Below are 24,544 nucleotides of genomic sequence, written 5' to 3' on the forward strand. Positions count from 1 at the left end.
TCGCCCCGCGCGTCGTGCGGCCCCGCAGTGCGCGGGGTGAGTCCACGGCGGGGGGCCGCCATGCTACTTTTCTGCCCGCGCGTTTCGTTCCGGGTGGACGCGCGGGGCGATGCCCACGCGGTTAAACAATTTAGAAACCCTTCACTCGCTACGGCCTACTTTGGGCCTGCTGCCGAATAGCGACCCGGAAAAACAACTGGGCTTCCCCAACGGCGGCTTGGTCATTCAAACTAGGTGAATGAATGATTCACCAAACAGCCCGTCGCCCGGTTCGGTCTCGCCAGTTCGCATTGGCGATTTTCTTTGCGGTGATTCGCAGCCGCTAACCCTGATCGCTGGTCCATGCGTTTTGCAGACACACGAAATCACGATGCAGATCGCTGACGTTCTGTGTCGTGTCAATCAGCGAGAAGACATCAACGTCGTCTTCAAAGCCTCGTTTGACAAAGCGAACCGGACCAGCCTGAATGCACTGCGTGGTCCGGGGATCGATGAAGGGCTAAGGATGTTGGAAGACGTTGGTCAGAAAACGGGCTTGCCGACGACGACTGATTTGCACACGCCCGACCAGGCGGCGGCGGTGGGTCAGGTTTGTGACCTGCTTCAAATTCCTGCTTTTCTGGCTCGGCAAACGGACTTGATCGTTGCGGCGGCACTGACCGGACGTCCGCTGAATATCAAGAAGGGCCAATTCATGTCGCCGGCCGACATGCAGTACGCCGTCGATAAGGCTAGTGGTACCGTCCCGCAAACCGGCGATTCCGGCGGCGTCATGCTTTGCGAACGCGGCACCTTTTTTGGGTACGGCCGACTGGTCAACGACATGCAGTCGCTTCCGTTGATGCGATCATTGGGCGTTCCGGTCGTCTTCGACGCCACTCACAGCGTGCAACAACCCGGCGGATTGGCGGGTTCGACCGGTGGAAACCGCGAAATGGTCGAACCACTTGCTCGCGCCGCCGTAGCAATCGGTATCGACGCAATCTTCTTCGAAACCCACCCCGAACCAGACACCTCGCCCAGCGACGGTGCGAACATGATTCACTTGGCGGATTTTGAGTCCATGATCGATCGCTTGTTGCGACTGCGTCAAACCGTCATGTCGCTTTAGAGGACCGTCCACCGTGCGCTTCACTGTTGGTTCACAGAACACTGTTGGTTCAATGGCCGGGCGATGCTTCCTGCGAGTCTCGTTGATTGCATCCTGCTTGCTGGTGGGTTGCGCCGATAAAGTCGATCCGGTCCGAGCGATCCAAGCGAAACGCCAAGATCGGTTGCAGTCGCAATCAACCGTCGATCATCTCGGCAAGACGTTTGATTTGCTCAGCAACCTGGTCGAACTGAATCCGAAAGAATCCAAGCGGCAAATCACCTATCACCTGAATCAATGGCGGCAGGGACGAACCAGCCCGGCGGACCAGGCAATCATCAAGACGCCGGTCACGCCGTTGGTCAAGAACATTGCCGACCTGCTGCCGACCGATTCAAAAGTAGATCGTCCGGGACGAAGTTCGTATATCGCCAGCGACGTTGATCATTTGCGAGACAGCTATCTGTGTCGGCAGATCACGCGATGGGTGGACAACCCGCAGCACGACGACCCGCTGTTGGAAGAATGGTTCTCTCAACTTCCCGAAAAAATTGGCGAGGACGAGACCGAGGAATTGCGGACGGCCGCACGCTTGTTCGATTGGACAGTCCGAAATATCGCAATTGAACCGCTAATCGATGCGACGCCCGGTCCGCCCGCGCCGCCGATGTCGGATGGCTTAGAATTTCGCGGTGGAGCGTACCGGCAAACCGACTACCAAACTCTTTGGCGTGGCACCGGTGACGCATGGCAGCAAGCGGGAGTGTTTATCTTGCTTGCTAGGCAGTCCGGTATTCCCGCATTCATTCTGGCTTTACCGCCTGCGGCGAGTGACGATGGCGGTTCCGGTGAATTGAAGCCTTGGTGCTTGGGCGTTTTGGTTGGCGAAGAAGTCTATTTGTTTGAACCCCAATTGGGCTGTGCTGTTCCCGGTCCAGGACAAACGGGAATCTCCACGCTTGCCGAAGCTCGCAAAGATGCGTCGGTGTTGCGTCGCTTGAAGGTGCCCGGTTTTTTCAGCTATCCGTTCACCAGCAAGAAGGTCACGCAGTGTGTTGCACTGCTGCACGTCACGCCTGAAGCGATCAGCCCGCGAATGAAACTGCTGCAATCCGGTTTGACCGGCGATCGGCGAATGGTGACGTTTGTCGATGCAGATCAATTGGCGAAAGACATCGACGCGGTTCGGGGAATCGCTGGCGTGCGACTGTGGCGAAAGTCGTTGCTTGCCGAGATCTACGCTGCCGATTTGGTCCGAGCCGCCGAACGAGATCCTGTGTTTCAGTTCTGGTACAAGTCGCGTTGGGCGATATTGGAAGCACCGATGTCATCGGCTCAATTGTTGGCCAAGGCGAGATGGAAACACCTAAAGGGTGTGTTTGATAACGACGACATTGAAAACGAAAAAGGCGCTAGAGTTCTGTATCTGTCCCAGCGAGCACCTGAGTTTGAGATTGCGGATTTGTCGATCGATGTGAACCTGCAAAAGCTCTACGGCGTTCGACGAGAACTGGGGATCTCACCGGAAGTTTATCAGCGTCAAATCCAGCAAGCGCAACAGATGATGCGGATGGGAAAACGCACCGCAACGTATTGGATTAGCTTGATTCAGTACGACGATAACCGATTCGACACCGCTGAAACCTGGTTCACCAAACGTGTGCTCGGCGACGGCCAACCGTCGCGGTGGGAACCATCAGCCACCTACAATTTGGCTCGCACGTTGGAACGGCTCGGTAAGACGGACGAAGCGATCGAGTTGTATAAGTCTGATCAAAATCCGCGGCCGCATGGCAGCCGGATTCGCGCCCGATTGTTGGGTAAGCAGGTTGAATCGGAAGGTGACGAGGAATGATTGTTGCTGGGAATCTGTTGGTCCCCAGCGGATTACACGAGTGCTCATTGCGGCCGGGGACCATCCGCGTTGTTGACGGTTTAATCCAACAGATTCAGTGGGACGAAATCAGCGAACACGCGGACTTTGGCGGTGAGGGATTTTTGATCACACCCGGGTTCATTGACGCTCATGTGCATCTTCCGCAATTTGATTTGATCGGTGCCCATGGAATGCCTTTGCTGCGTTGGTTGATGGAAGCAACGTTTCCCGCCGAAGCCAAATGGGCGGATGTTGACTACGCAAAAGAAATGACCGGGCGAGTCGCCAAACAATTGATCGGCCACGGAACGACCGGAATCGCTGCGTACGCAACGGTGCATCACCAGTCAGCGATCGCGGCGATCGAAATCCTGCGATCCTTTGGGATGCATGGCTTGGTCGGACAAGTCTTGATGGATCGGGAAGCTCCTAGCGAAATTTGCCGACCGGCGACGCAATTGATTGACGAAGCAGCGGTTCTGCAAGAGCGTTTTCCAACCGGCAACGATTCAGGTGCAAGGCCATTGTCGGCTGCCGTGACGCCTCGGTTTGCGATCGCGTGTACCGAGGAGTTGTTGATTGGTGCCGGAAGAATTGCAGAACAGTATCAATGTTTTGTGCAGTCGCATTTGGCGGAAACTCAAGCGGAATGCGATCTGGTCGGGCAACTTTTTGATGGACGATCGTATGTGTCGGTTTATCAAGATGCGGGGTTGTTGAACGAGCGTAGCATTTACGGGCACGGCATTCATTTGTCGGCTTCGGACCTGACGGAGATGTCAGAATCGCGGGCCGTGATCGCTCATTGTCCGACCGCGAATTCGTTTTTGCGTAGCGGTATTATGAACCGGCACGAGCGCTGCGAAGCCGGAGTGCGGGTGGCGATCGGCAGCGATATCGGTGCGGGTTACCACCGCAGCATGGTTCGCGTAGCTGCGGCGCTGATCGAAGCAGCCGCAATGATTGGTGATGAATTTCCAACCGCGGCACAGGCTTGGCATTGCATTACCGCTGGAAACGCCAACGTGCTCGGGCTAAGCGAAGTCGGAAGCATCCAGGTCGGTCATTCTGCGGATCTCGTTGTCGCGCGGCCGAACATTGCTTGGCTTGCCGGCGGCGCGGATCCTCTTTCGATGGCAATGTGGGCGTGGGACGACCGCTGGATCGAAGAAGTGGTTATCCGAGGCCGCCCAAGTTTGACGCTCTCCTAAACCGTTTAACCGCGTTGGGCGTCTCCCCGCGCGTTCGGAGCCGCACGACGCGCGGGGCGATGCCCACGCGGTTAAACAGCTTAGATGTAGGGGGTTGTTCGACGAAAACATCTTTAAATGATTTGACTAGGATGGTCTTACGATTGGATTTGTTATTTACCTACGCAAAGGCACAGAATGAACATTGAAATGATTCGCTTCTCGGCCGTTGTCGCTTGTATGTTGTCCTGTCTTGCAGGTTCGCAAATCTGGGCGAAGAAGCCAAAAGCAGGTAACTTCAAGGTGGAAGAAACAACTGATCCATCGGGCTGGGAGGTTCTTGACGGAGAAAAACTTGTCGCTGGCTACATCGACGACAGCAGCGGTCGCCCGATCGTTTATCCGGTCATCGGACCAAGCGGACAGTCGATGACGCGTCACTTTCCGATGGTGACTTCAATGCCGTTTGAAGAGCGGGATCATCCACATCACCGGTCGTTGTGGTTTGCACATGGCGATGTTAACGGGATCGATTTCTGGGCTGTTGGCGAAGCAACCGGAACGATTGTGCAACGAACTGGTTCGGCGAAAGTCAATGAATCTAGTTTTATCAAGAGTGGCGCTGCGGTGCTGACGACTGAGAACGATTGGTTGTCGCCGGATGGTGAGCGAGTGCTGAGCGATGTTCGGCGGATTGCGTTTTTTGTCGATGAGGGACGCCGAGTCATCGACTTTGACATCTTGCTAGTTGCCACCGATGGAGACGTCAATTTCGGTGACACCAAAGAAGGCATCTTTGGTGTTCGCGTCGCTGGCAGCTTGAAAGTGGAGGCGAACCAGGGCGGCAAAATTGTCAATGCCGAGGGCGAAACGAACGCGGACGCTTGGGGAAAACGATCGCCTTGGGTCGATTACAGCGGCCCGGTCTACATTGAAGGACAGCCATCCCAAGTTGCGGGAATCACCATTCATGATTGCCCGAGTAGTTTTGGGTATCCCGCCCGGTGGCATGTTCGAGATTACGGATTGTTCGCAGCGAACCCGTTTGGTGTTCACGAATTCGACGGTGGTTCCAAACGACGTGGAATCGTGCTGCGTCAAGGCAAGACGATGCGGCTGAACTACCGCGTTGTATTGCACGACGGCGCGTTCGATGCAGAAGTCACCGAAGCTGATTCAAAAAAGTTCGCTAACGATCCAAGACCTCAGTTAGCCGGAGCGCTATCGGCCGAGTGATGCTGTGTTTCTGATTAATTGAGATTGTGAAACGAAGAATGAAAGCTGGACGGGGAGCCTTCAAGAGTTGGGCAAAACGATGGAGGGGCAAAACGATTTTTCGATCGGCTGGAAACGGACCTACCCTAAAATCGAGCTAATTTTCGTAACGAACCGAAACTCGATTCGCGGCGACAGCGAACACTAGACTGCCGGTCGCGTACAGCAGCGGTAACGTGCTGTAGACGTCGCTTTTGGGATTCATGTAGACCATCACAAACAATGCGGTCGCCATGAAAGCGGTCAGCGAAAGCCCCAGCCATACCGCGCTCTTGCACTGCGAAATAGAACTGGTCGTTTGCGAAACACTGGTTGAGTCAACCGATGGGTTGGATACTTCAGACATGGGAAATGCTCCTGAGAAAGCGGCTTGGGAAACAACGGAAAGTAAACGTAATTTGGGGACGACGGTTCGACCGGCCATGACATCGCAATCACGACGCATCAACTCGCGTCCAATCTCGCGATAAGCGGCCAACGCAACACGAATCGCTCGGCGGCAATCGATGGGCAGGAACTTCAATCCTGCCTCGGCAGTTTGATAACGACGTTCGGCCAGCATCAACGTCTTGTGAACCGCTTGGCGAATCGATGAATCGCTGGCGTCGTTCACGCTGGCGATACCGGGCAAGTAACACCGGCCTCGATCGGCATCTTCGCGAACGTCTCTGGCGATATTGGTCAACTGCATCGCAACACCAAGTGCCACCGCGTGCGATCGAGCGGCGGGATCGCGAACGCCCATGATTTGCGTCATCATCAACCCCACGGTTCCCGCCGCGTGATAGCAGTAATGCAGTAGTTCTTGTTCACGGTCAATCGACCAGTGCCCGCCATCAATGTCGAGGTCCATGCGCATGCCTGCGATCAAATCAACCGCATCACAAACTGCAATGTCGCCGGCAAGGATCAGCGGCGCGATCCAGTTTGATGCAGGATGTTGTAATCCGACGTCACCAAAACCTTGATCGCCCGACTGGCAACGAAGATCTGTCAGATAACGAAGATCCTGTTCGAGACGGTCAAGTTCTTCTCTCGCCGCGATTTGAGATTCGGCATGATCAACCGCGTCATCGACCGCGCGACACCATGCGTAAAGCTGCGTAACTTTGTGACGAACTCGCTTTGGCAAAAATCTTGCTGCAATCGAAAACGAACGACTGTTCTTTTGCAACACATCCGCGGCATTGGCGTTGGAAGCATTCATCGTGACACCTCCGCGAAATCACGTTCGATGATTCCGGTGGTCGCCTTGGCTGTATTGATCACTCCGGGGACACCGGCACCGGGATGAGTTCCGCCACCGACAATGTACAAACCGGGGATCCGACTGCATTTGTTGTGCGGCCGGAAATAGGCGCTTTGAGTCAACTTGGGTGCGACTGAAAATGCCGATCCTTGATGGGCCGCTAATTGATCGCGAAAGTCGATTGGTGTGAAGTGCCGCCGCGTCACGATCGAATCTCGAAGGCCGGGCAGGTGCGATTCAAGCGATTGTAGGATCGCGTCACCGTAGGCTTGTGATGCCTTTTCCCAGTCAACATTGACGTTGCCCAAATGCGGAACCGGACTGAGGACATAGAACGCTTCGCCGCCGGGCGGTGCAAGCGTCGGGTCGGATACCGTCGGAGCGTGCAGGTACAAACTGAAGTCGTCCGATAAGGTATCGCCGTGAAAAATATCGTTTAGCAAGCCCTTGTACCGGTTTCCAAACAGGATCGTGTGGTGAGCGAGATCATCGAATCGCCGCGACGTTCCGAAGTACATGACGAACAAGGACATCGACCAGTCCATCTTTTCCAGCTTGCGTTTGACGGCGTGGCTTCGCGATTCATTTTGGTACAGCTTTGCATACGTGTGATGAATGTCAGCGTTAGAAACAACCAAGTTGTAGTCGTCTGTTGTTCCGTCTTGCGAAGTGACGCGGTGCATCGTTTGCCCACGATTTCCATCGATCAAGCGAATCGAATCCACCGGCGCAGACAGACGCAGTTCGCCTCCTAATTCCTCAAACAATCGGACCAACGCCGCAACCAGAGCGCCAGTGCCGCCTTTGGGAAAGAACACTCCCCATTGTCTTTCGATCCAGTGAATCAGCGTGTAGATGGAACTCGTTTCGTAGGGATTTCCACCGACCAACAGCGGATGAAAGCTGAACGCTTGTCGTAGATGCTCGTCTTTCATAAACCGCGACACCGCCGAGTAAACGCTGCGGTCGGCACGCAGCTTCATCAAGTCCGGTGCACAGCGAACCATGTCACGAAAGTTCAAGAAAGGCGTCGATCCCAGTTCGACGTACCCTTTCTGAAACACCCGCCGAGTGTAGTCGGCAAACCGTCGGTAGCCATCAACGTCGCCTGGCGAAATCGACGCGATCTGTTTCACCAACCGATCTTCATCCGACGTATAGTCGAACTTCATCCCGTCGTTCCATTGCAACCGATACATCGGATCGACCGGCAGCATTTCGACGTAGTCGTCCATGCTGCGATCGGCCAGTGCAAACAGTTCCTCGATGCAATGCGGCGCGGTGATCACCGTTGGTCCGGCATCGAAGGTAAATCCCTGATCGCGATAAACGTATGCTCGACCACCGGGCAGATCGCGTGCTTCGTAACACGTCGTCTCAAAACCCATCGCCTGCAAACGGATCGCTGCGGCCAAACCGCCAAAGCCGCTACCGATCACGGCGGCGCGGCCGCGATGGCTGGCAGAATTTCCTGCCGTTTTCTTGCTTTGAAACGTTTGGCGATCCGATTCGGACGGAGCATTAACGGTTGCAGGCATCACGAAGCTCCTGATTTTGTTGCGTCGAATTCTTGCCGAAACGGATCGGCTGTAAACTTTTCTCTAACAAGTAAAACGAATCTAAATTCAACACATGCTCGCCAAGCAAACGAAGCTCGCGGTCCAGCAATTCACCGATCGCCGCATCACCAACCGATGCAACGCGAGCCAGAATCGTTTGTGCAACGCTCCGCGATTGATCCAGCGAGTGAATCGGGCTTCGAGAAAGCTGCTTGGCGTGCGATGCATCGATGTTGGCCAGCCAAGTCCAGGGCCACGTCACTCGAGCGTTGCGAAGATCATCGTCACGGAATTCCTGATCAGATCCAGCCAATGCCGCCAATTCATCGAGGTCATTCCTCATCTGCAGCGCCACTCCGATGCGAATTCCAAACCGATCCGTCGCGGCGAGTAACGATCGAGACGCACCGCCGGCTAGTCCACCCAGCGTCATCGCCAATCGAACCAATTCGCCTGTTTTTCGCTTGCTGATTTCGGTGGCAACCTCGCGAAAGTCATTTGGCTGAAGCTGATCGACGCGTGCGGCCAAATCCAATGCTTGACCTTCGTGACAAGTGCGACTGGCTTTGATCATCGCTGTCGTCATTTCCAAACGCACGCCGCATTCGACCGGAGCAGCGGCAAGCGTTTCCAAGGCGCGAAAGTACATCCAGTTTCCGGCATTGATTGCCAGCGGAACGCCAACCTGGGTATGCATCGTTGGATTGCCCCGACGACTGCACGAATCGTCTTGAATGTCGTCAATCACAAGCGACCCCGCATGCAAAAATTCAATCGCGTTTGAAATCGGCGTTGGAATCTCACCGCTGCCACCCGCGATCTCGTAGGCGACCTGCGTTAAGGCTCCGCGAATTCGCTTTCCGCCTCCATCAACGAAGTCATTGACCGGCGTCATCAGGGCTTCGTCTAGCAGAGTTTGCGTCACTGATTTCATGCTGAAGCCTTTCGAAAATGACCTTTGGAATTCCCCGAACCAGTCGTTGACTGGCCGCCAACCGTTTGATGAACCTTTGTAGAACCACCACTGCGAAATGATCGCGCAAACCGAATCGGTCGCAATCCAGTCGGTGGCATCCCAATGACGATGCGAGCCGCGTCGCTGCGACGGAATCGGTGTGAGTAGAACCTGCTAATTTGTTGCTCACCGAGGACACGATAGAATCGCTGGAAGATTTGGTAACGACTTTCCGGGCGAACCAATTCAAACATTAAGCGGTTCAAAAACCGACCAAACGTCGCCTGGAATGAATAATCCTCCGCCAGCTTTTCCAACGATTGCCCTGTAGCCAATCGGCGGTTTGACGATGTTGACGTTTCGGCGATTGTCATTGCCACGGCAGCAGCCAGTGGGAACGAGTAGCCCGTCGCCGCATGAAACCAACCGCCCGCGTAGCCGCCAAGAATCGGACGCGATGGGTTCGGATTCACCGATGGGCGGTGCTGATGATCGATTGGCATCGGCAAGACGCCGTGTTCTTCGCGAATGATTCTGCCAGCAGCGATGCCTCGCGTTTCTAAATAGGCTTCCACACGGCCCAAACATTCGTCGCGGTTCAGTTCGGTTGTGTTGGAAAAACGCGTATCCTCGATCATGACTCGGCGTCGATCGAACGGCAAAACGTAAAAGAATCGAAAGCCGTCTTCCTGGCCCGTGCGGTCGTCCATGATGATTGGATTCATATCGGGCCAATCACTGTTCAGCTCGAATTCAAATCCCCAAAACTTCTGATAGCCGCCTTGATAGAAATTTTGCGAATCCTGATTGGCTTTGGCGTCAACGCGTTGAGCACCTGGACCGCGACTGTCGATCACCAGGTCGGCGGTGAACGTGCGTCCGTCTTCGAGTTGGACGCTCGAGCCATCGACATCCCGTGCAACGCATCCGGTCAACAACTTGCTTTGGCTGGTTGTGTCTAAAATCCCAGCGATCACCGTTGCGAAATGAGTTGACGAAATGGAGGCGTAGGGCAACCGAAGCGTGCGGCGTGTTCGTCCCACACGAACGCTGTACTGATTCCAAGTTGTTTCGATTAGCGAATCAATTGCGGCCAGAAAATGTTCTTCGACATCGGACAGATGAAAAGACCAGGTATGATTTCCACCGATCGTTGAATCTCGTTCGATCAACAGGATGGAATGGTTCGGATCGGCGTGCCGAAGTGCCATTGCAATCAGGCCCGATTGCAGGCCGCCGCCGACCAGGATCGTGTCAAAATGGTTTGCGTTAAGAGGCATGAATCACCTCGCTTGTTTGTAGTTTGCTTTGCCCGTCGCTTCGTCCCAGTGTGCAAGTCGTCCCAGTGTGCAAGCGTTTTCTAGTTCGTGCAAAAACAAATGCGGAACAGCGATCGATGCCAATCCGATAAACAGCATTCGCATCTGCGTACTCGGCGCGGCGATAAACTCGCTCAACCAGAACCCCGCACCGACAACGATCGCCAAAGCACCCATGGAAAGTGGTGCAACGTAGAATGCAAATTGCTTCCACGACAAATCTTCTTCAGCTCGCATTCGTGCTAGGCCGCGGATGGAATGCCACCCACAAAAGAACAACGGAAACGACCAGAGAATCGGTGTTGTCGCTGCCAGCAGTGTCGTCGCAGTTCCCATGACTCGAAGCTTCTTGGCGGATCCGAACAGAAATGACCAAGCGGCGACCGGTAACAAAACGAATGCAATCGCTTGGCTGAAACCAACCACATTGGCCGCTACGAATTCTGCGCCGGATCCTTCGCTAAGAATGAGCGATTCGACAATGGCATTCATTTCGGCGGGGCGAGCGAGTGCGGGAATCCAGATGATCAGACCGCCGACCGCCATGGCTTCGAGATGCTTTAATCCGTCTTCGCGTCCAAAATGCCAAGCGGAAATTAGAAAGAACAGAACAATGGTTTGCAGCGGAGCGACGTACCACGCGGCGGCGACCAACAAACCAACACCCAAGTAGATGGGTAGAAACACAACAGCCCACGCATTTCCAAAACGCGGTCCCAGCAGACGACGCCCGACCCAATGATCCAATCCGCCGTGCGGAACACCAATCAGAGCCACAGTAAGAGCAGCAATCATCAGTGCAACTGCGGGCGAGGCCGTTAAACCTGCCATCGCAAAAATGCTGAGCGTAACAGCGGCAATCGTGTAGAGATTCGAATGTGACATAGCTGGCTTTCATCACCAAGTTCGATGCTCGGGGAAGACCGAGCCACCGCGTGAGACTTTCAATGAGCCTCACGCGGTTCAATCAAAACCGTCCAGCAGACCCCGAACGGGATCTGCTCAACTGCGTTCTAAGTCGCCGCTACTTCTGGCGACTCGGCCGACTTTCCAACCACGCTGTTCTGCACTCCGGTGCTCTTGGCTCGAGCGATGAAGTAGATCAGCATGCCGAAGCCGGCCTTTGCCGTCATGTCGGCGATCGCGTATCCGACCTGCAATCCAACAATCCCGCCAGCATCAACTGCACCACCGGCTTTGGCCTCGAGTGCCGTCACTGTTCCGCCAAGTGCATAAGCGATCGGGTAGACTGCCCAGGTAATCAACAACACCAATCTCGCGATCTCAATCAACTTGCGAGCCGCGGCCGGTTGGCTGTCGAGCGACGCGGTAAGTTCTGTCCACAACACGTACAGGATGTAGAAGAACGGAACAGACGAAAGAGCTCCCCAGATCACTCGGGTCGTCCAACCTTCGGGGCTCGAAATGACTTCGCCCGGATAGCCGAGCGCGATCATCAAAGCCGCCGCAATCACAAGACGCGTCAACAATGACCGCGCCTTGCTTGCCTGTAACCGCAGCACAGCGATTAGCTCGACCATCAACAGCGGCACGGTCAGAATCCAGTCAGCGTAACGATAGAAATCGTTGAACGCGGCACCGGTGCCCACGTAGCCCTCACCACCTTCGGCCAACATGTACGCGTCTGACCATGAATGGCGAATCATGAAATAGTGGTAACAAGCAATGGTCACCACCAACCCACTGACCATCAAAGCCGGTCTGTACGCCTCGTCCACCGACGGCCGAGACAGAAACAGAAAGATTGCCGCGGCACCCATGGTCGCGACGGTCATCGAGAAAATGTTGTCGACGATGCTGTACTGCAGCACCGATAGGTCGGGCATCCCGACCGCCAACAACGAAAACGAATCGAACATCGGAACGTCCTCCAAACGAAAAGAAAACGGTGAACCCAGTTTTCGCCTTGCTCCCCTCCGGTGCTGGGTCAGCATTGCGGTACGATTTCAGCAACCCAGTGTTCAGAAACTCTGTCTTCAGCAACTCAGTGCTATCAATCTCGACCACTCAATGATTGTCATCCCCACCAGCGAATTGAAAGTTATCGCGAACCCAAATCCACCAAAACTGTCAACTGCATTACGTTACGTGCATGTCAAGAGATAATTCAGGCCTTTAATGGTTTTGCAAGCATGTTTTCTTGAATTCGATTGATTGCTTGCTCCCGAGCCCCCGACTCGCACGGTTGCGAATATCTTATTGACCGGCCCTCCACCCCGTAAAACCTCTCAAAACTCTCAAATCGATGATTCGATCTCTCAGCACTTCCGAATTCGCCCGCGCGATTGGTGTCAGCGATTCATCGGTCCGCCGTTTGGCCGACGCAGGCGAAATCGAGATTCATCGAACGCGTGGTGGGCATCGCCGTATTCCGGTTTCGGAAGCGATTCGGTACGTCCGGGCCACACAAACCGAGGTCACGCATCCAGATTTGTTAGGCCTGGAAGTTGCCCCCAAGGACGTGGTGCCCGAGTCCGCCGAGACAGAAATTTTGCGAGCCTTGGAGGCCGGCAAGGCCGCTACCACGATCTCGTTGATGCAATCGCTTTACGCGTCGGGAATGAGTATCGCGGATCTCTGTGACGGGCCGATTCGTCATGCGATGGACCAGATCGGTCAAAGATGGCCACACGATCGACGAGCCATCTTTGTTGAGCATCGGGCGACGCTGCTTTGTGCTCGCGCGTTACACCAGCTTCGCATGTCGATGCCCGAACCCGACGAAGACGCTCCCGAAGCAATTGGCGCTGCGATCTTAGGCGACCTGTATTTGTTACCAACCCTGATCACGTCGCTGGTGTTGCACGAATTGGGCTTTGAAGAAATCAACCTGGGGCCAAACACGCCGATCGACGTTTTGACAGACGCGGTGATCGAAGAGAAACCAGATCTAGCATGGCTTTGCATCGGAGAACCACTTCGTAGCCGATCACAAGCACTTGAATTTGAAAAACTAGTCGAAGCGACAGCAGACACAGGTACGCGATTGGTTATCGGTGGACGCCATTCGAATGATGCCGATGTGTTGCGGCATGACTCAGTGATTCACTGCCAAACGATGCGACAACTTCGCACGGCGTGTCTGGATCTGGTTTGAATACAAAAGTTGGAAGCTCGCCTGCACCAATTGATTGCTGCGAGTCTTTTTCAAACTACATGTTCTTGTTGTAGTCTTTGCGCGGCAGTCGGTTGAAAACGGGGTGCTTGCGTCATAGACTCGCTGAGTAGCCAAATTTCTGTTTCGCTTCCTGCTTCCCACGTTCGTTCCCGATGCCGTCAACTCACGACTTGGACAGTGGCAAGCGTGGACAGTTGGAAGACAAAGCGAATTACTCGTCGCGAATTTTGGCGTTGGTCAGTTTGATGTTGGCGGGTGAAGCGATCTTTGGATTGCCGTTTCACGTGTCGCGATATTTTCGTCCAGCGTTTGTCGATGTCTTTGCTTTGACGCAAACCCAGCTCGGGTTGATGGGTTCGCTGTACGGTGGTGTGGCGACGGTTTGCTACCTGCTGGGCGGGCGATTAGCTGATCGGTTTCCCGCTCGCGGGCTGCTCTGTTTTTCGCTGGTGATTACCGGACTGTCCGGTCTGTACATGCTGACGATTCCGTCATCGACCGGACTGTTTTGTCTTTATGCGTTTTGGGGGGCCTCGACGATTCTTCCGTTCTGGTCCGCGCTGATTCGAGCGACGCGGGATTGGGGCGGCAGCGAACAACAAGGTCGTGCGTTCGGTTTGCTCGATGCGGGGCGTGGGTTGCTGGCCGCGGTGTTGGCAACGTTCGCGTTGGTGTTGTTTACTTTGGTGTTGCCGACATCGGATGCGGAGATTTCGATTGCTGAAAAGACAAACGCGATTCGAATCACCATTATGACCTACATCGCGGCGTGCTGGATTGCCGCGATCATGGTCCTGATTTGTTTGCCAAAAGAATCAACAGGCTCGAGCAAGAAACCCGGCGAAACAGAATCAGCATCGCACTGGGTGTCGGTTCTGCGGATGCCGGCGGTTTGGTTTCAGGCGATCGTGATCGTCGGCGCTTACTGCACCTTCAAAGGAATCGATTACTATTCGCAGTACGCCAAAGACATTTGGGGATGGTCCGACGTCGAAGCATCGACGCTCAGCACGCTTAGCACTTGGATGCGGCCGATTGCGACGGTCGCAGCCGGTTTGATCGCCGATCGTTTCCGGCCTTCTCGCACCGTGATCGCAGCCTTTGTGATTGTCGCAATCGCCTCGATTTCGATGGCCGTGATGAAGCCAACATTATCTGTTGATCTTGACGGTTCTGTTGGGGGAATCGCCGGTGGTTCTCCGTTGTGGCTACTTTGGGCGACGATCATGGTGGGTTGCTTGGGAATCTTCGCTCTTCGCGGAATCTACTTTGCACTACTGGAAGAATCACAGGTTCCGATGCGGATTACTGGCACCGCTGTCGGAGTTGTCTCGTTCATTGGCTACACGCCGGAAATCTTCATGCCGATTCTTGGCGGAGTGCTGATTGACCATTGGGACGGCGGAATCACCGGATATCAAGTGCTTTTTGGAGTGTTGGTCGTTGCTTGTCTGATTGGAATCGCCGCGGCTTGGTGTTTAATGCGATTGCTTAAACGACCGGGATCCAGTTGTTGATCGCACATCACCAGCGACTGTTGGCTTGCGATCAGCAGTGCAATGAATCGGCTTCGGTTGTACACCACTTCTCAGCGCCCTAGACTTCTGGCAAAGGTTCGCAAAAAGGAGCGGACTGATTGTGGGGTCAAGATTCTTTATTTCCGCTAGGCAATTTAGATCGTTAGATACCCCTTCCTCGATACGACTGAATTATGCGTCAATCTGACTGTTTGGACCTTGGTAATACTGAATCGCAATCTCAAACTTTGGAGGAACAGACACCTGGTTTTCGGGATGACGTTATCCGGGGCTTGTCGAAAAGAGAGAAAGAGCTGCACTGCAAATACTTGTATGACGAAAAAGGTTCGCAACTGTTTGATCAGATTTGCGAACTGCCGGAATACTACCCCACACGAACCGAAGCCAGCATTATGCAGCAAAATGCGGATGCGATCGGTCATCGAATCGGCAACGACGCCGTGCTTGTGGAATACGGCAGCGGCAGCAGCACCAAGACTCGGTTGCTATTGGATCACTTGGACGATCAACGTGCGTATTTGCCAGTCGATATTTCCGACGAACACCTGATGCGAACGGCCGATCAACTGCGATCCGACTATCCGGGACTAGACATCCATCCGATCGTGGCCGATTTTACCGCGGGATTTGACCTGCCCGACGAATTCGAGACGACGCCCGTGACGGTTTACTTTCCGGGGTCAACGATCGGGAATCTGCGGACGGACTTGGCGGTGGATCTGCTGTCCGAAATCGCCAAGCAATGTCATTCGGGTGGCGGGTTGTTGATTGGTTTTGATTTGGATAAGTGCCCCGATAGGTTGGTGGCTGCTTACGATGATGCAGCCGGTGTGACAGCGAAGTTCAACCTCAATTTGCTAAGCCGAATCAATCGCGAACTTGATGGCGATTTTGACTTGGATCAGTTCAAGCACGTTGCGATTTACAGCGAAGAGCATTCGCGTATCGAGATTTACATCGAAAGCCAAACCGATCAAATCGTCACGGTCGGCGACGCTGAATTCTCGTTTTCCGAAGGCGAACGAATTTTGACCGAGCATTCGCATAAGTATTCAATCGACCAATTTGAGTCGATGGCGGCCCAGGCCGGATTTGCGATGGATGAATGCTGGACCGACGATGAAAACCTGTTCGCCGTAATGCACCTTAGCTTGCAGTAAACGCCGCTCATTGACTTGATCTATTGCGTCAGTCTTTACTCTACCCAAGCATTCCACCGCATGCCCGACACTCAACCCAACGCAAACGAATTCCTTTCGTCGGACCATGCGTCCACGGATGACATCAACCAACAATGGGACCAGGACAACCAGCAGTGGTGGGATTGGTACATGTCGTTGGCCGAAAATTCATCGGAAACGCAAACCGACTTGGTCACATTACCCGAACCACCGTCGCATCCAACGCCCGACGCGGATGCGATGCAGCGGGAACTCGATGAAGCGTTTGAGCTGACCGACGATCAAATTGCATCGTTTCAAGCCAACAGTTTCATCAAGCTGAAAGATGTCATCAGTCCCGGTTTGCTGACGCTATTGCGAACCGAACTGACGACACTGCTTGATGCGGCGGGCGATCAAATGGGCAGTCGCTTTGGCAGCCTGGAAATGATGTGGCCTGACAACGAAATCATTCGTGCGTTGGTGTTCAGCAAACGACTGGCCCGATTGGCAGCCGAACTGCTTGGCGTCCAGAAGATCCGACTCTATCACGACAACGCACTCTCCAAACAACCCGGATGCGGACGCACGCCCTGGCACTACGACGGTCACCATTTTCCGATCGCAACCAAAGACGTGTGCACCGTCTGGATTCCGTTGCAAGCGATTCCGTTAAACATGGGACCGCTGGGTTTTGCCGAAGGCATGGACTTAGTCGAAATGGTCGCGGACATTCCGTTCAACAAGTTTGACACCAGCTACGACGCGCGGATCATCGAACGATTCCGCGAACGCAACGTGCGAATCAACAGCACGCCGTTTGATCTGGGCGAAATCAGTTTTCATCACAACTACAATTTCCACACTGCGGGCGGAAACTTGACGACGACGCCGCGGATGGTGTTGGCGACGACTTATTTTGGTGACGGTGCGAAGGTGATCGACGCTCCGCACATGGTCAACGGCGATTGGCAACGATTCATGCCTGGCCTGAATCCGGGTGACGTAATCGACACGCCCAATAACCCGATTTTGTGGCAAGCTGGCTAACAATTATCGGCGACCACATCTTCCTTTCACAATCACAACCAAGCTTCGCATGTCATCCGAAAACCCAACGATTTCCACCTTCGATCGCAGTTGCCAGCACTGGAGCGAAGAAGGGCGACTGGGCATGGAGGCTTTCTACCGGCTCGCTGCGAAGGATTATCGACAACTCGCTCAAAGCGTTCAGTGGGCCGAAGTCATTGCTGCACTCCGCACGCAGTTTAGTGATCGTTTGCGGGTGCTGGATGTGGCTTGTGGTAGCGGACAATTCCCATCGGCGCTGCAGCAATACGGTGGTTGGGGCGGAAGCGATCCCGCGGCTGGCGATCTGAAAATTCCGTACACGCTATTGGACCCTTCCCAGTTTTCAATCGACACGGCAAAGCAAAAGCTGACGCCTCCGTTTGTTGCAGCCGACGAACTGCTCTGCACCGCACAAGAACTGGAACTGTCATCGGAGCCCTTTCCGATCGTTTGGGCGACGCATGCGTTGTACTGTGTTCCAACGGCGGAACTTGGTGTTGCGATTGAGAAAATAGTAGCGGCGACAGATCTGGCTGGTCTTGGGTTCATCGCGCACGCAAGCGAGTCGGCTCACTACCTAAAGTTCCACCAAGAATACTTGAAATCGAAGCATTCAAGCGGTTCCGTTCCGTACTGCACGGCCGAGGAAGTGATGCACACGCTCAAATCGCAACTGAGCTCTGATCAATGCTTGTCTGATCAATGCTTGTCTGATCAATGCTTTTTTCACGCCATCGAATACGACGGGACAGTGGACTTGGCCGACACCGAGACGGCCGAGCGGTACTTGCAACGTTGTTTGTTTGACGATGATTTGACGCTGGATGAAATGATGGCGGACGAGCACCTGGGACCGTACCTGCGTGGTTGCATCGACGAAGCCAACAACGTTTGGCGGTTTCGGCAGCGGACTTGGATGATGTTTTACGGCGAACACGCGACACGCGCATCGGATTGGATTTGCGCTTCGTCGGATTGATGAATCACAAAGATATCGACTGGATGCGGAGCGTAGATTTTCTGGCCATCGATACGACTGATCGATCGCAGGTGCTCCAAGACGCTTCTGCGAATCGGTGCCGACAGTTGTTCGCAATCTGATTGGACAATGAAGTCAAACGTTAGCCTTCCCTTGGGGCAACTGTCATCAAAACAGTCGGTCACATCGACTTCCGCTTCAAGGCATGACCGCGTGAACGAGATTCCGGTTTCTTGCAGGTGTTTTTCCAGATCGGCACTAAACCAAATCGGATCACTGACGTGCCCTTGCCAAAAACAATCGGCCAACCGATTGAGTTCGCCTTTGGGAGCTTGGAAGATCACCAACTCGCCATCATCGGCAACATTCTGAATCAGCGTCCGCAATGAAACTGCTGGGTCGCCAAAGTAGTACATCGAATGCACGACGTGCGTCAGATCCATTGATTGATTGTGATCGTAGGACTCAACCGTTTCTTCAAGCACTGATAGCTCGACTGATTCGGTGCCAAGGTTGTCGAACTCATCTCGAAACCGGCCGCAGGCAACCGGATTGGGATCGATTCCGGTGTAATGAATCACTGGATCTTTGACATCGGTCTGATTCCGCCCCGATTCGATTTGATCGGCCAAAGTTTTGATCAGGGGCAGATCTAAGATTCCACTTCCGCAACCAACACTCAGAACGCGAAACGTTTCGCCGTTTGCCGCTAAGTCATCTGCTCGGCGTTCAATTTGAGACTTGCCGAACCGCCTGAGCCATCCCAGAATCTGAGCCTGTTGATTGCTCTGTCCCTCAAACCACTCGTGCGATTCATCGAACCGTTGATCCGAAAGAGGCATGGGATCAACGTTTTGTAAACTGCGTTTCAGGTCAGTCAGCATCGAGATAGTAGATTGGGTGAAGGTAGCGAAATTCGTGAGTCTGTCCTAAAGACTGGATGAATTGTCACTCTTGGGCAACCCGTTAACCCCGATTATTCGAGTTGAGATTAAGGATCGAGCGGATAATAAGTGTCGCCTTTCGTTCCGCGAAAGTGCGTCCGATCACACTTTCGCGGAGCGAAAGGCGACTATAAATAACCGCTCGTTCTTAACGGCCAATCTCTGGTTCACCGATTCGCTTGCCTGCGCCCTTGCCGAACGGACTTTCCGATGCCGTGCATCTTTCCATCATGATCCTCGAACGCAGTGGCTCCGATCACGATGTCGCAGTTGGCTTCGAGTTCACCGATCGCTGATCCGTTGACGGGTGTGAAGTCACAAAGAATTGTCGCTTGAGACTTTGCATCGACACGCTGTAGAACTCTGTCTCGCAAATTTTGTGGATGGCCTTTGATATAAAGCTGAGTCGTCAAAATTCGCTTGCCGCCTGTGCTGACGGCGAGGTGAATGTGCGGCGTTCGTCCTGGGTAGGCTACCGGTTTGATGGTCCGAAAGTAGAACTGACCTTTGATGTCGGTTAGAAATCTTCCGTAGCCTTGGAAGTTGGTATCTTGGTTTTCGCGGTTTGTTCGATCACCGGTGTGTAGGTAGACCGCATTACTATCGACTTGCCAAATTTCAACGAACGCATTTCGGATTGGATTGCCCCGGATGTCTAAAACGCGACCGCTAAGATGAGTGATCTCGCCGACGGCGGGTGTGATTGAATCGTTGATGATCAACAGATCATTGTCGGTGTCCAAGGGCAGTCGGTTGGGGTAGAACGGTCCTTCTGCTTGAGTCGCCGTTTCAACCAACTCAGCATAAAGCCCCGGCGTGGCGAACATGGCTGCCCCGAACGCAATGCCGCCTTGAATCAGCTCGCGTCGTCCAAATAACGGTTTGCTCGGATTCACGTTGATCTCATCTTGTTTTGGATTATTCGTTTGAAACATACTTTTCAGCCTGCCTGAATTCTAAATCAATTCCCAAGACCGATTTTCTTTTTTCCAGAAAATCGTTTGTCTCGAAAGGCATTTCATAAGCTCGGTTCTTGTCTCGGCACTTGATACTCTTGAATGAACCGGCGGTCGATCCAAGTCTTTAGCTCCCAACACCAACGGGCATGCGCGGTGAACCAACCGTATTGCAGGAAAGCTTTGCCATCGCCGGTGTTAAGAATCTTTAAAAAATCGTCTTGTGGAACAAATTCGCGAAGCGTTCCATCACTCAAAAACGCACGTAGGTTGTGCCATAGAATCGGACACTGCCGGACGGCGTAGACGCCAGCCTTGGGGGACGGCGATTCGATCATCGTTCCGGAATCACCGACCGCAAAGATGCGCGGGTCGGATAGCGATTGAAGAGCTTGATTGGTGGCGATGAAACCACGGTCGTCCGTTTGCAAGCCAAGTTTCGATAACACGGGCGGGGCGGCCGCTCCGGTCGCCCAAATCACGGCGTCGGCTGCGTGGTGAATTCCATCGTCCGTCATCACGCCATCGTCATCGACTTCCGTGACCCGGTATCCCGTGACAATCTTGATGCCGCGAGACGTTAAAAGCCGTTGCAGGCGGCGAATGCTGCGTGGTGCCATTCCTTGGGCAATTGATTTTCCACTCGTGAAAATCTCAATTGAAAAATCATGGTCGAGTTTTCGTTTCTGACATTGCTGTAGCAAACAAAACCCAATCTCAACACTTGCAACTCCACCTCCGACGATCGCGACCTTGTGTGGTTTCGTTTTGTCCATGCACTGGGCAAGCCGATCGTCCAGACGTTGCAAGAAAGTTTGCATCGGCTTAACAGGAACAAGCAGCGGAGATTCGGCGTGCTGTTGCCAGCCACCGGGCACCGAGCCGACGCCGATTGAAAGTGCGTCAAAGGCAATCGGTTCGCGATCGCTGAAGCTCAATTTGCCGGAACCCAGGTCTCCGGATCCCAGGTCGCCGGAACCCGTGTCTCCGGAACTCAGGTCAAGCCCGATGGTGTCGGCGATCACAAACTCGGCACCGCTATCGGCTGCCAACGATGCGAGATCGATTCGCATTTCGTTATCGTCAAACTGCCATCCGAGTGTTCCTGGCAGCATTCCTGAATAGGTCGCGGTTGGATGGTTGCTGATGCAAACCAAATCACAATTGGGAATCGGATCCGTTGCCCACTGTTTCACGATGTGAGCATTGGTGTGTCCGATCCCCAGTAAAACAACGCGTCTTCGATTCACACTTGAATCGTCGCGATTCACTTCGTCACCTGTTCGTACTTCGCTGGGATTCGATAGCGATCACTGTAAGTATGAACGCGGTTGGTTGGCTGACCTTCCGGCGTGATCAAGGGCAAACCGGCATCGACCCATTTCAGAATACTGCCTTTGTAATTCTTGACGTTGACACCCTTGCCGGCCAACTCCCTCGCATAAGCTCCGCTGCGTCCGCCCACAGTGCAGTAGGGAATGACAAGTTTGTCTTGATACTTCGCCGAGTCCTTTTCGTATTGAGCTTTGGAGATCGCACCAGGAATGATCGACACATTGATTTCCTTGTCGGATCGAACATCGACGACAACAAAATCGGGCTCAGGTAGTTTCGCGTCCGCTGCCTTGGCCTCGTCGATCTTTGTTTGATTCTCCGCAAGCATCTTTTGAAGCTGGGCGGTGTCGATCGTTTCGACCTTGGGGCCACCAAACCAACTCCCAAACTGAGCCTGAACAGGAGATGAAACGCTGCAAACGAATGCGGCAATGGTTAGCGAAGCGAGGAGGTTTCGCATGTTCGATTTTCCTGAGTTGGTTTTATGATTTTGGTGCAACGTGTTGAATAAGTTACCAGGATATTTGGGCAAAACGATGAGGGGGCAAAACGATGGTGCGCTCGAATAAGACGACCGCGCACATCGTTTTGCCTTCACCATCGTTTTGCCCACTTCGATGCGCGCACGAAAAAACCCAATCAGGCTGGCGACGGGCCTGATTGGGTTTTCGTCTGACGACGTAGTGATGGTTTTGCTTCCGAAGAAGTTTCTATTCTGTTGAGTTGTTAGGAGATCATTCTCACGGATCCGATTGTCGTGTCACCACAACAATCATATCTAAGAATCCTTAGAAAGGAGGTGATCCAGCCGCAGGTTCCCCTACGGCTACCTTGTTACGACTTAGTCCCAATTGTCGAACTGACCTTCGGCACCTGCCTCTCTTGCGAGTTAGCTTAGTGACTTCGGGCCCTTCCAACTTTCGTGGCTTGACGGGCGGTGTGTACAAGGCTCAGGAACACATTCACCGTAGTATGCTGACCTACGATTACTAGCGATTCCGGCTTCATGCAGGCGAGTTGCAGCCTGCAATCCGAACTGAGGCACGGTTTCTAGGATTTGCTCCACCTCGCGGTATTGCGTCCGTTTGTCCGTACCATTGTAGGACGTGTGCAGCCCTAGACATAAAGGCCATGAGGACTTGACGTCATCCCCACCTTCCTCCGGTTTGACACCGGCAGTCTCTTTAGAGTCCCCGGCATGACCCGCTGGCAACTAAAGATAAGGGTTTCGCTCGTTAAGGGACTTAACCCGACATCTCACGACACGAGCTGACGACAGCCATGCAGCACCTGTGCAAGAGCTCTCCGAAGAGCACTCTCTATTTTCATAGGGATTCTCAAGCATGTCAAATCTAGGATAAGGTTCTTCGCGTAGCCTCGAATTAAGCCACATCCTCCACCGCTTGTGTGAGCCCCCGTCAATTCCTTTGAGTTTCAGCCTTGCGACCATACTCCCCAGGCGGAATACTTAACGCTTTCGCTACGGCCGAGAGGATGTGAGAGTCCCCTCAACCCAGTATTCATCGTTTACGGCTAGGACTACCGGGGTATCTAATCCCGTTCGCTACCCTAGCTTTCGTGCCTCAGCGTCAGTAAAGATCCAGTGATGCGCTTTCGCCACCGGTGTTCCCTATGATATCAACGCATTTCACCGCTCCACCATAAGTTCCCATCACCCCTATCTTACTCGAGCTTGGGGGTTTGAAACGCAATTCCACGGTTGAGCCGTGGGCTTTCACATCTCACCTACCAAGCCGCCTACGCACGCTTTAAGCCCAGTGATACCGAATAACGTTTGGACGGTTCGTCTTACCGCGGCTGCTGGCACGAACTTAGCCCGTCCTTCCTCTGAAGGTCGGTCAAACTAGATGGATAACCACCTAGCATTTCCTAGCTTCTGACAGCGGTTTACAACCCGAGGGCCTTCATCCCGCACGCGGCGTCGCTTGTTCAGGCTTTCGCCCATTGACAAAGATTCTCGACTGCAGCCATCCGTAGATGTCTGGGCAGTGTCTCAGTCCCAGTGAGCCGGGTCATGCTCTCACACCCGGTAACCATCGCAGTCTTGGTGAGCCATTACCTCACCAACAAACTAATAGTACGCGGTCCGATCTCAAAGCGGAATCACACCATTTGATCCGAAGATATCATCCAGTATTACTAGCAGTTTCCCGCTACTATCCTGGTCTTTGAGGTACGTAACCACGCGTTACTCTCCCTTACGCCACTGTCCGTCTCTCATAGCAAGCTAATTGAGACTTCTCGTGCGACTTGCATGCCTAATCCACGCCGCCAACGTTCATTCTGAGCCAGGATCAAACCCTTCAATTTTGTATTGATTCACCAGTCAAACCGAAGCCCGAAAGCCTCAATCCCACCGGGAGAAAGCAAAGTTAAAACCGAGTTTGTTGATCTGCTCTGTTTGGGATGTCGGTAAACATCCCACAGCGATTCGCCATTTTTATCGACACCGTACTGCATCAACAGCAGCCAGTGCCGAGAAATGATCTCGCAACTGAACTCAACAGAAATTCCATCACCAAATTGTCAATGATCGGTTACTTGATGCCTTGGCCGACAACCGTTGGTCGCGACTTCGTTTCAAGTGAGGGCAGATGATTACGACTTAAGCCCGCGGCGTCTATGGTGGGTGAACGCTTTTTCCACAAAAGAGTGAAACTAAATGAATTCGGCATGCCTTGAGCGTCAGATTGTTGCACCTGCGGTCATGGCCGAGGCCGGTCAACCACAAATCAGCCGCCTAGTTAGAAAGTAGGCCGTAGCGAGCCAAAGCGAGTTACGGCGGTGCGCAGATTGCCGTAACTCGCTTTGGCTCGCTACGGCCTACATGTTGGCGGAGCATGACTAGTTTCTAAGAAAGTAGGCCGTAGCGAGCCATAGCGAGTTAC

General features: G+C 53.6%; 19 protein-coding genes and 1 rRNA gene. 9 read left to right on the forward strand and 11 right to left on the reverse strand.

Going from position 1 to position 24,544, the window contains the following annotated elements; all coding sequences use genetic code 11:
* Positions 1 to 238: 238 nt before the first annotated feature.
* The 4 genes from kdsA (at position 239) to RC85_RS17895 (ending at position 5,392) form a co-directional block, all read left to right on the forward strand.
* Entirely contained in the window at positions 239 to 1,111 is an 873-nt protein-coding gene (gene kdsA / locus RC85_RS17880; protein WP_068265301.1) for a 3-deoxy-8-phosphooctulonate synthase, read from the forward strand.
* A 13-nt stretch (positions 1,112 to 1,124) separates the two neighbouring features.
* Positions 1,125 to 2,945, forward strand: coding sequence for a hypothetical protein (locus RC85_RS17885; RefSeq protein ID WP_235033194.1), 1,821 nt, complete (start codon positions 1,125 to 1,127; stop codon positions 2,943 to 2,945).
* The gene (locus RC85_RS17890) at positions 2,942 to 4,177 is read left to right on the forward strand and encodes an amidohydrolase family protein (protein WP_068265303.1); all 1,236 of its coding nucleotides are present in this window, start codon (positions 2,942 to 2,944) and stop codon (positions 4,175 to 4,177) included. Before RC85_RS17885 ends, RC85_RS17890 begins: the two co-directional genes overlap by 4 nt.
* 177 nt (positions 4,178 to 4,354) lie before the next feature.
* On the forward strand, positions 4,355 to 5,392 hold the full coding sequence (locus RC85_RS17895; RefSeq protein WP_068265305.1) for a DUF6807 domain-containing protein: 1,038 nt from the start codon (positions 4,355 to 4,357) through the stop codon (positions 5,390 to 5,392).
* A 136-nt stretch (positions 5,393 to 5,528) separates the two neighbouring features.
* On the opposite strand, the gene RC85_RS17900 is transcribed toward RC85_RS17895, so the two are convergent.
* The 6 genes from RC85_RS17900 to RC85_RS17925 form a co-directional block, all read right to left on the reverse strand.
* The gene (locus RC85_RS17900; RefSeq protein ID WP_068265307.1) at positions 5,529 to 6,638 is read right to left on the reverse strand and encodes a phytoene/squalene synthase family protein; all 1,110 of its coding nucleotides are present in this window, start codon (positions 6,636 to 6,638) and stop codon (positions 5,529 to 5,531) included.
* Positions 6,635 to 8,218 carry a phytoene desaturase gene (locus RC85_RS17905; RefSeq protein WP_084422796.1) on the reverse strand — a complete coding sequence of 528 codons (1,584 nt, stop codon included), beginning with the start codon at positions 8,216 to 8,218 and terminating at the stop codon, positions 6,635 to 6,637. Before RC85_RS17905 ends, RC85_RS17900 begins: the two co-directional genes overlap by 4 nt.
* Positions 8,202 to 9,173: a polyprenyl synthetase family protein gene (locus RC85_RS17910; protein ID WP_068265309.1), complete on the reverse strand. Its 972-nt coding sequence runs from the start codon at positions 9,171 to 9,173 to the stop codon at positions 8,202 to 8,204. Before RC85_RS17910 ends, RC85_RS17905 begins: the two co-directional genes overlap by 17 nt.
* The gene (gene crtY / locus RC85_RS17915; protein ID WP_068265311.1) at positions 9,170 to 10,474 is read right to left on the reverse strand and encodes a lycopene beta-cyclase CrtY; all 1,305 of its coding nucleotides are present in this window, start codon (positions 10,472 to 10,474) and stop codon (positions 9,170 to 9,172) included. Before crtY ends, RC85_RS17910 begins: the two co-directional genes overlap by 4 nt.
* A gap of 3 nt (positions 10,475 to 10,477) precedes the next feature.
* Positions 10,478 to 11,398 carry a Brp/Blh family beta-carotene 15,15'-dioxygenase gene (locus tag RC85_RS17920; protein WP_068265312.1) on the reverse strand — a complete coding sequence of 307 codons (921 nt, stop codon included), beginning with the start codon at positions 11,396 to 11,398 and terminating at the stop codon, positions 10,478 to 10,480.
* 128 nt (positions 11,399 to 11,526) lie between these two features.
* The gene (locus tag RC85_RS17925) at positions 11,527 to 12,393 is read right to left on the reverse strand and encodes a bacteriorhodopsin-like (RefSeq protein WP_200836747.1); all 867 of its coding nucleotides are present in this window, start codon (positions 12,391 to 12,393) and stop codon (positions 11,527 to 11,529) included.
* Between the two features lie 386 nt (positions 12,394 to 12,779).
* Between RC85_RS17925 and RC85_RS17930 the strand changes: the two genes are divergently transcribed.
* The 5 genes from RC85_RS17930 to RC85_RS17950 all read left to right on the forward strand — a co-directional run bounded on the left by RC85_RS17930 (position 12,780) and on the right by RC85_RS17950 (position 18,400).
* Positions 12,780 to 13,631, forward strand: a complete 852-nt coding sequence (locus RC85_RS17930) for an excisionase family DNA-binding protein (RefSeq protein ID WP_068265314.1) — start codon at positions 12,780 to 12,782, stop codon at positions 13,629 to 13,631.
* A gap of 173 nt (positions 13,632 to 13,804) precedes the next feature.
* Positions 13,805 to 15,169, forward strand: coding sequence for an MFS transporter (locus tag RC85_RS17935; protein ID WP_084422797.1), 1,365 nt, complete (start codon positions 13,805 to 13,807; stop codon positions 15,167 to 15,169).
* A 194-nt stretch (positions 15,170 to 15,363) separates the two neighbouring features.
* Positions 15,364 to 16,350 (forward strand): L-histidine N(alpha)-methyltransferase, encoded by a 987-nt coding sequence (gene egtD, locus RC85_RS17940; protein ID WP_068265316.1) that lies wholly within the window; start codon positions 15,364 to 15,366, stop codon positions 16,348 to 16,350.
* A 60-nt stretch (positions 16,351 to 16,410) separates the two neighbouring features.
* Positions 16,411 to 17,400: a phytanoyl-CoA dioxygenase family protein gene (locus tag RC85_RS17945; RefSeq protein WP_068265317.1), complete on the forward strand. Its 990-nt coding sequence runs from the start codon at positions 16,411 to 16,413 to the stop codon at positions 17,398 to 17,400.
* A gap of 49 nt (positions 17,401 to 17,449) precedes the next feature.
* A complete protein-coding gene (locus tag RC85_RS17950; RefSeq protein WP_068265318.1) occupies positions 17,450 to 18,400 on the forward strand; it encodes a class I SAM-dependent methyltransferase in 951 nt (316 codons plus the stop codon).
* Here the strand turns inward: RC85_RS17950 and RC85_RS17955 are convergent.
* The 5 genes from RC85_RS17955 to RC85_RS17975 form a co-directional block, all read right to left on the reverse strand.
* Positions 18,346 to 19,284 carry a methyltransferase domain-containing protein gene (locus tag RC85_RS17955; protein ID WP_068265319.1) on the reverse strand — a complete coding sequence of 313 codons (939 nt, stop codon included), beginning with the start codon at positions 19,282 to 19,284 and terminating at the stop codon, positions 18,346 to 18,348. The genes RC85_RS17950 and RC85_RS17955 overlap by 55 nt on opposite strands.
* A 227-nt stretch (positions 19,285 to 19,511) precedes the next feature.
* Positions 19,512 to 20,240, reverse strand: a complete 729-nt coding sequence (locus tag RC85_RS17960) for a protocatechuate 3,4-dioxygenase (RefSeq protein WP_238383152.1) — start codon at positions 20,238 to 20,240, stop codon at positions 19,512 to 19,514.
* A 122-nt stretch (positions 20,241 to 20,362) separates the two neighbouring features.
* A complete protein-coding gene (locus RC85_RS17965) occupies positions 20,363 to 21,550 on the reverse strand; it encodes an FAD-dependent oxidoreductase (protein WP_084422799.1) in 1,188 nt (395 codons plus the stop codon).
* Between the two features lie 17 nt (positions 21,551 to 21,567).
* On the reverse strand, positions 21,568 to 22,095 hold the full coding sequence (locus RC85_RS17970) for a rhodanese-like domain-containing protein (protein WP_068265328.1): 528 nt from the start codon (positions 22,093 to 22,095) through the stop codon (positions 21,568 to 21,570).
* 332 nt (positions 22,096 to 22,427) lie between these two features.
* A 16S ribosomal RNA gene (locus RC85_RS17975) occupies positions 22,428 to 23,966 on the reverse strand.
* Positions 23,967 to 24,544: the final 578 nt, after the last annotated feature.

The organism is Rubripirellula obstinata (assembly GCF_001642955.1).
GTDB classification, from domain to species: domain Bacteria; phylum Planctomycetota; class Planctomycetia; order Pirellulales; family Pirellulaceae; genus Rubripirellula; species Rubripirellula obstinata.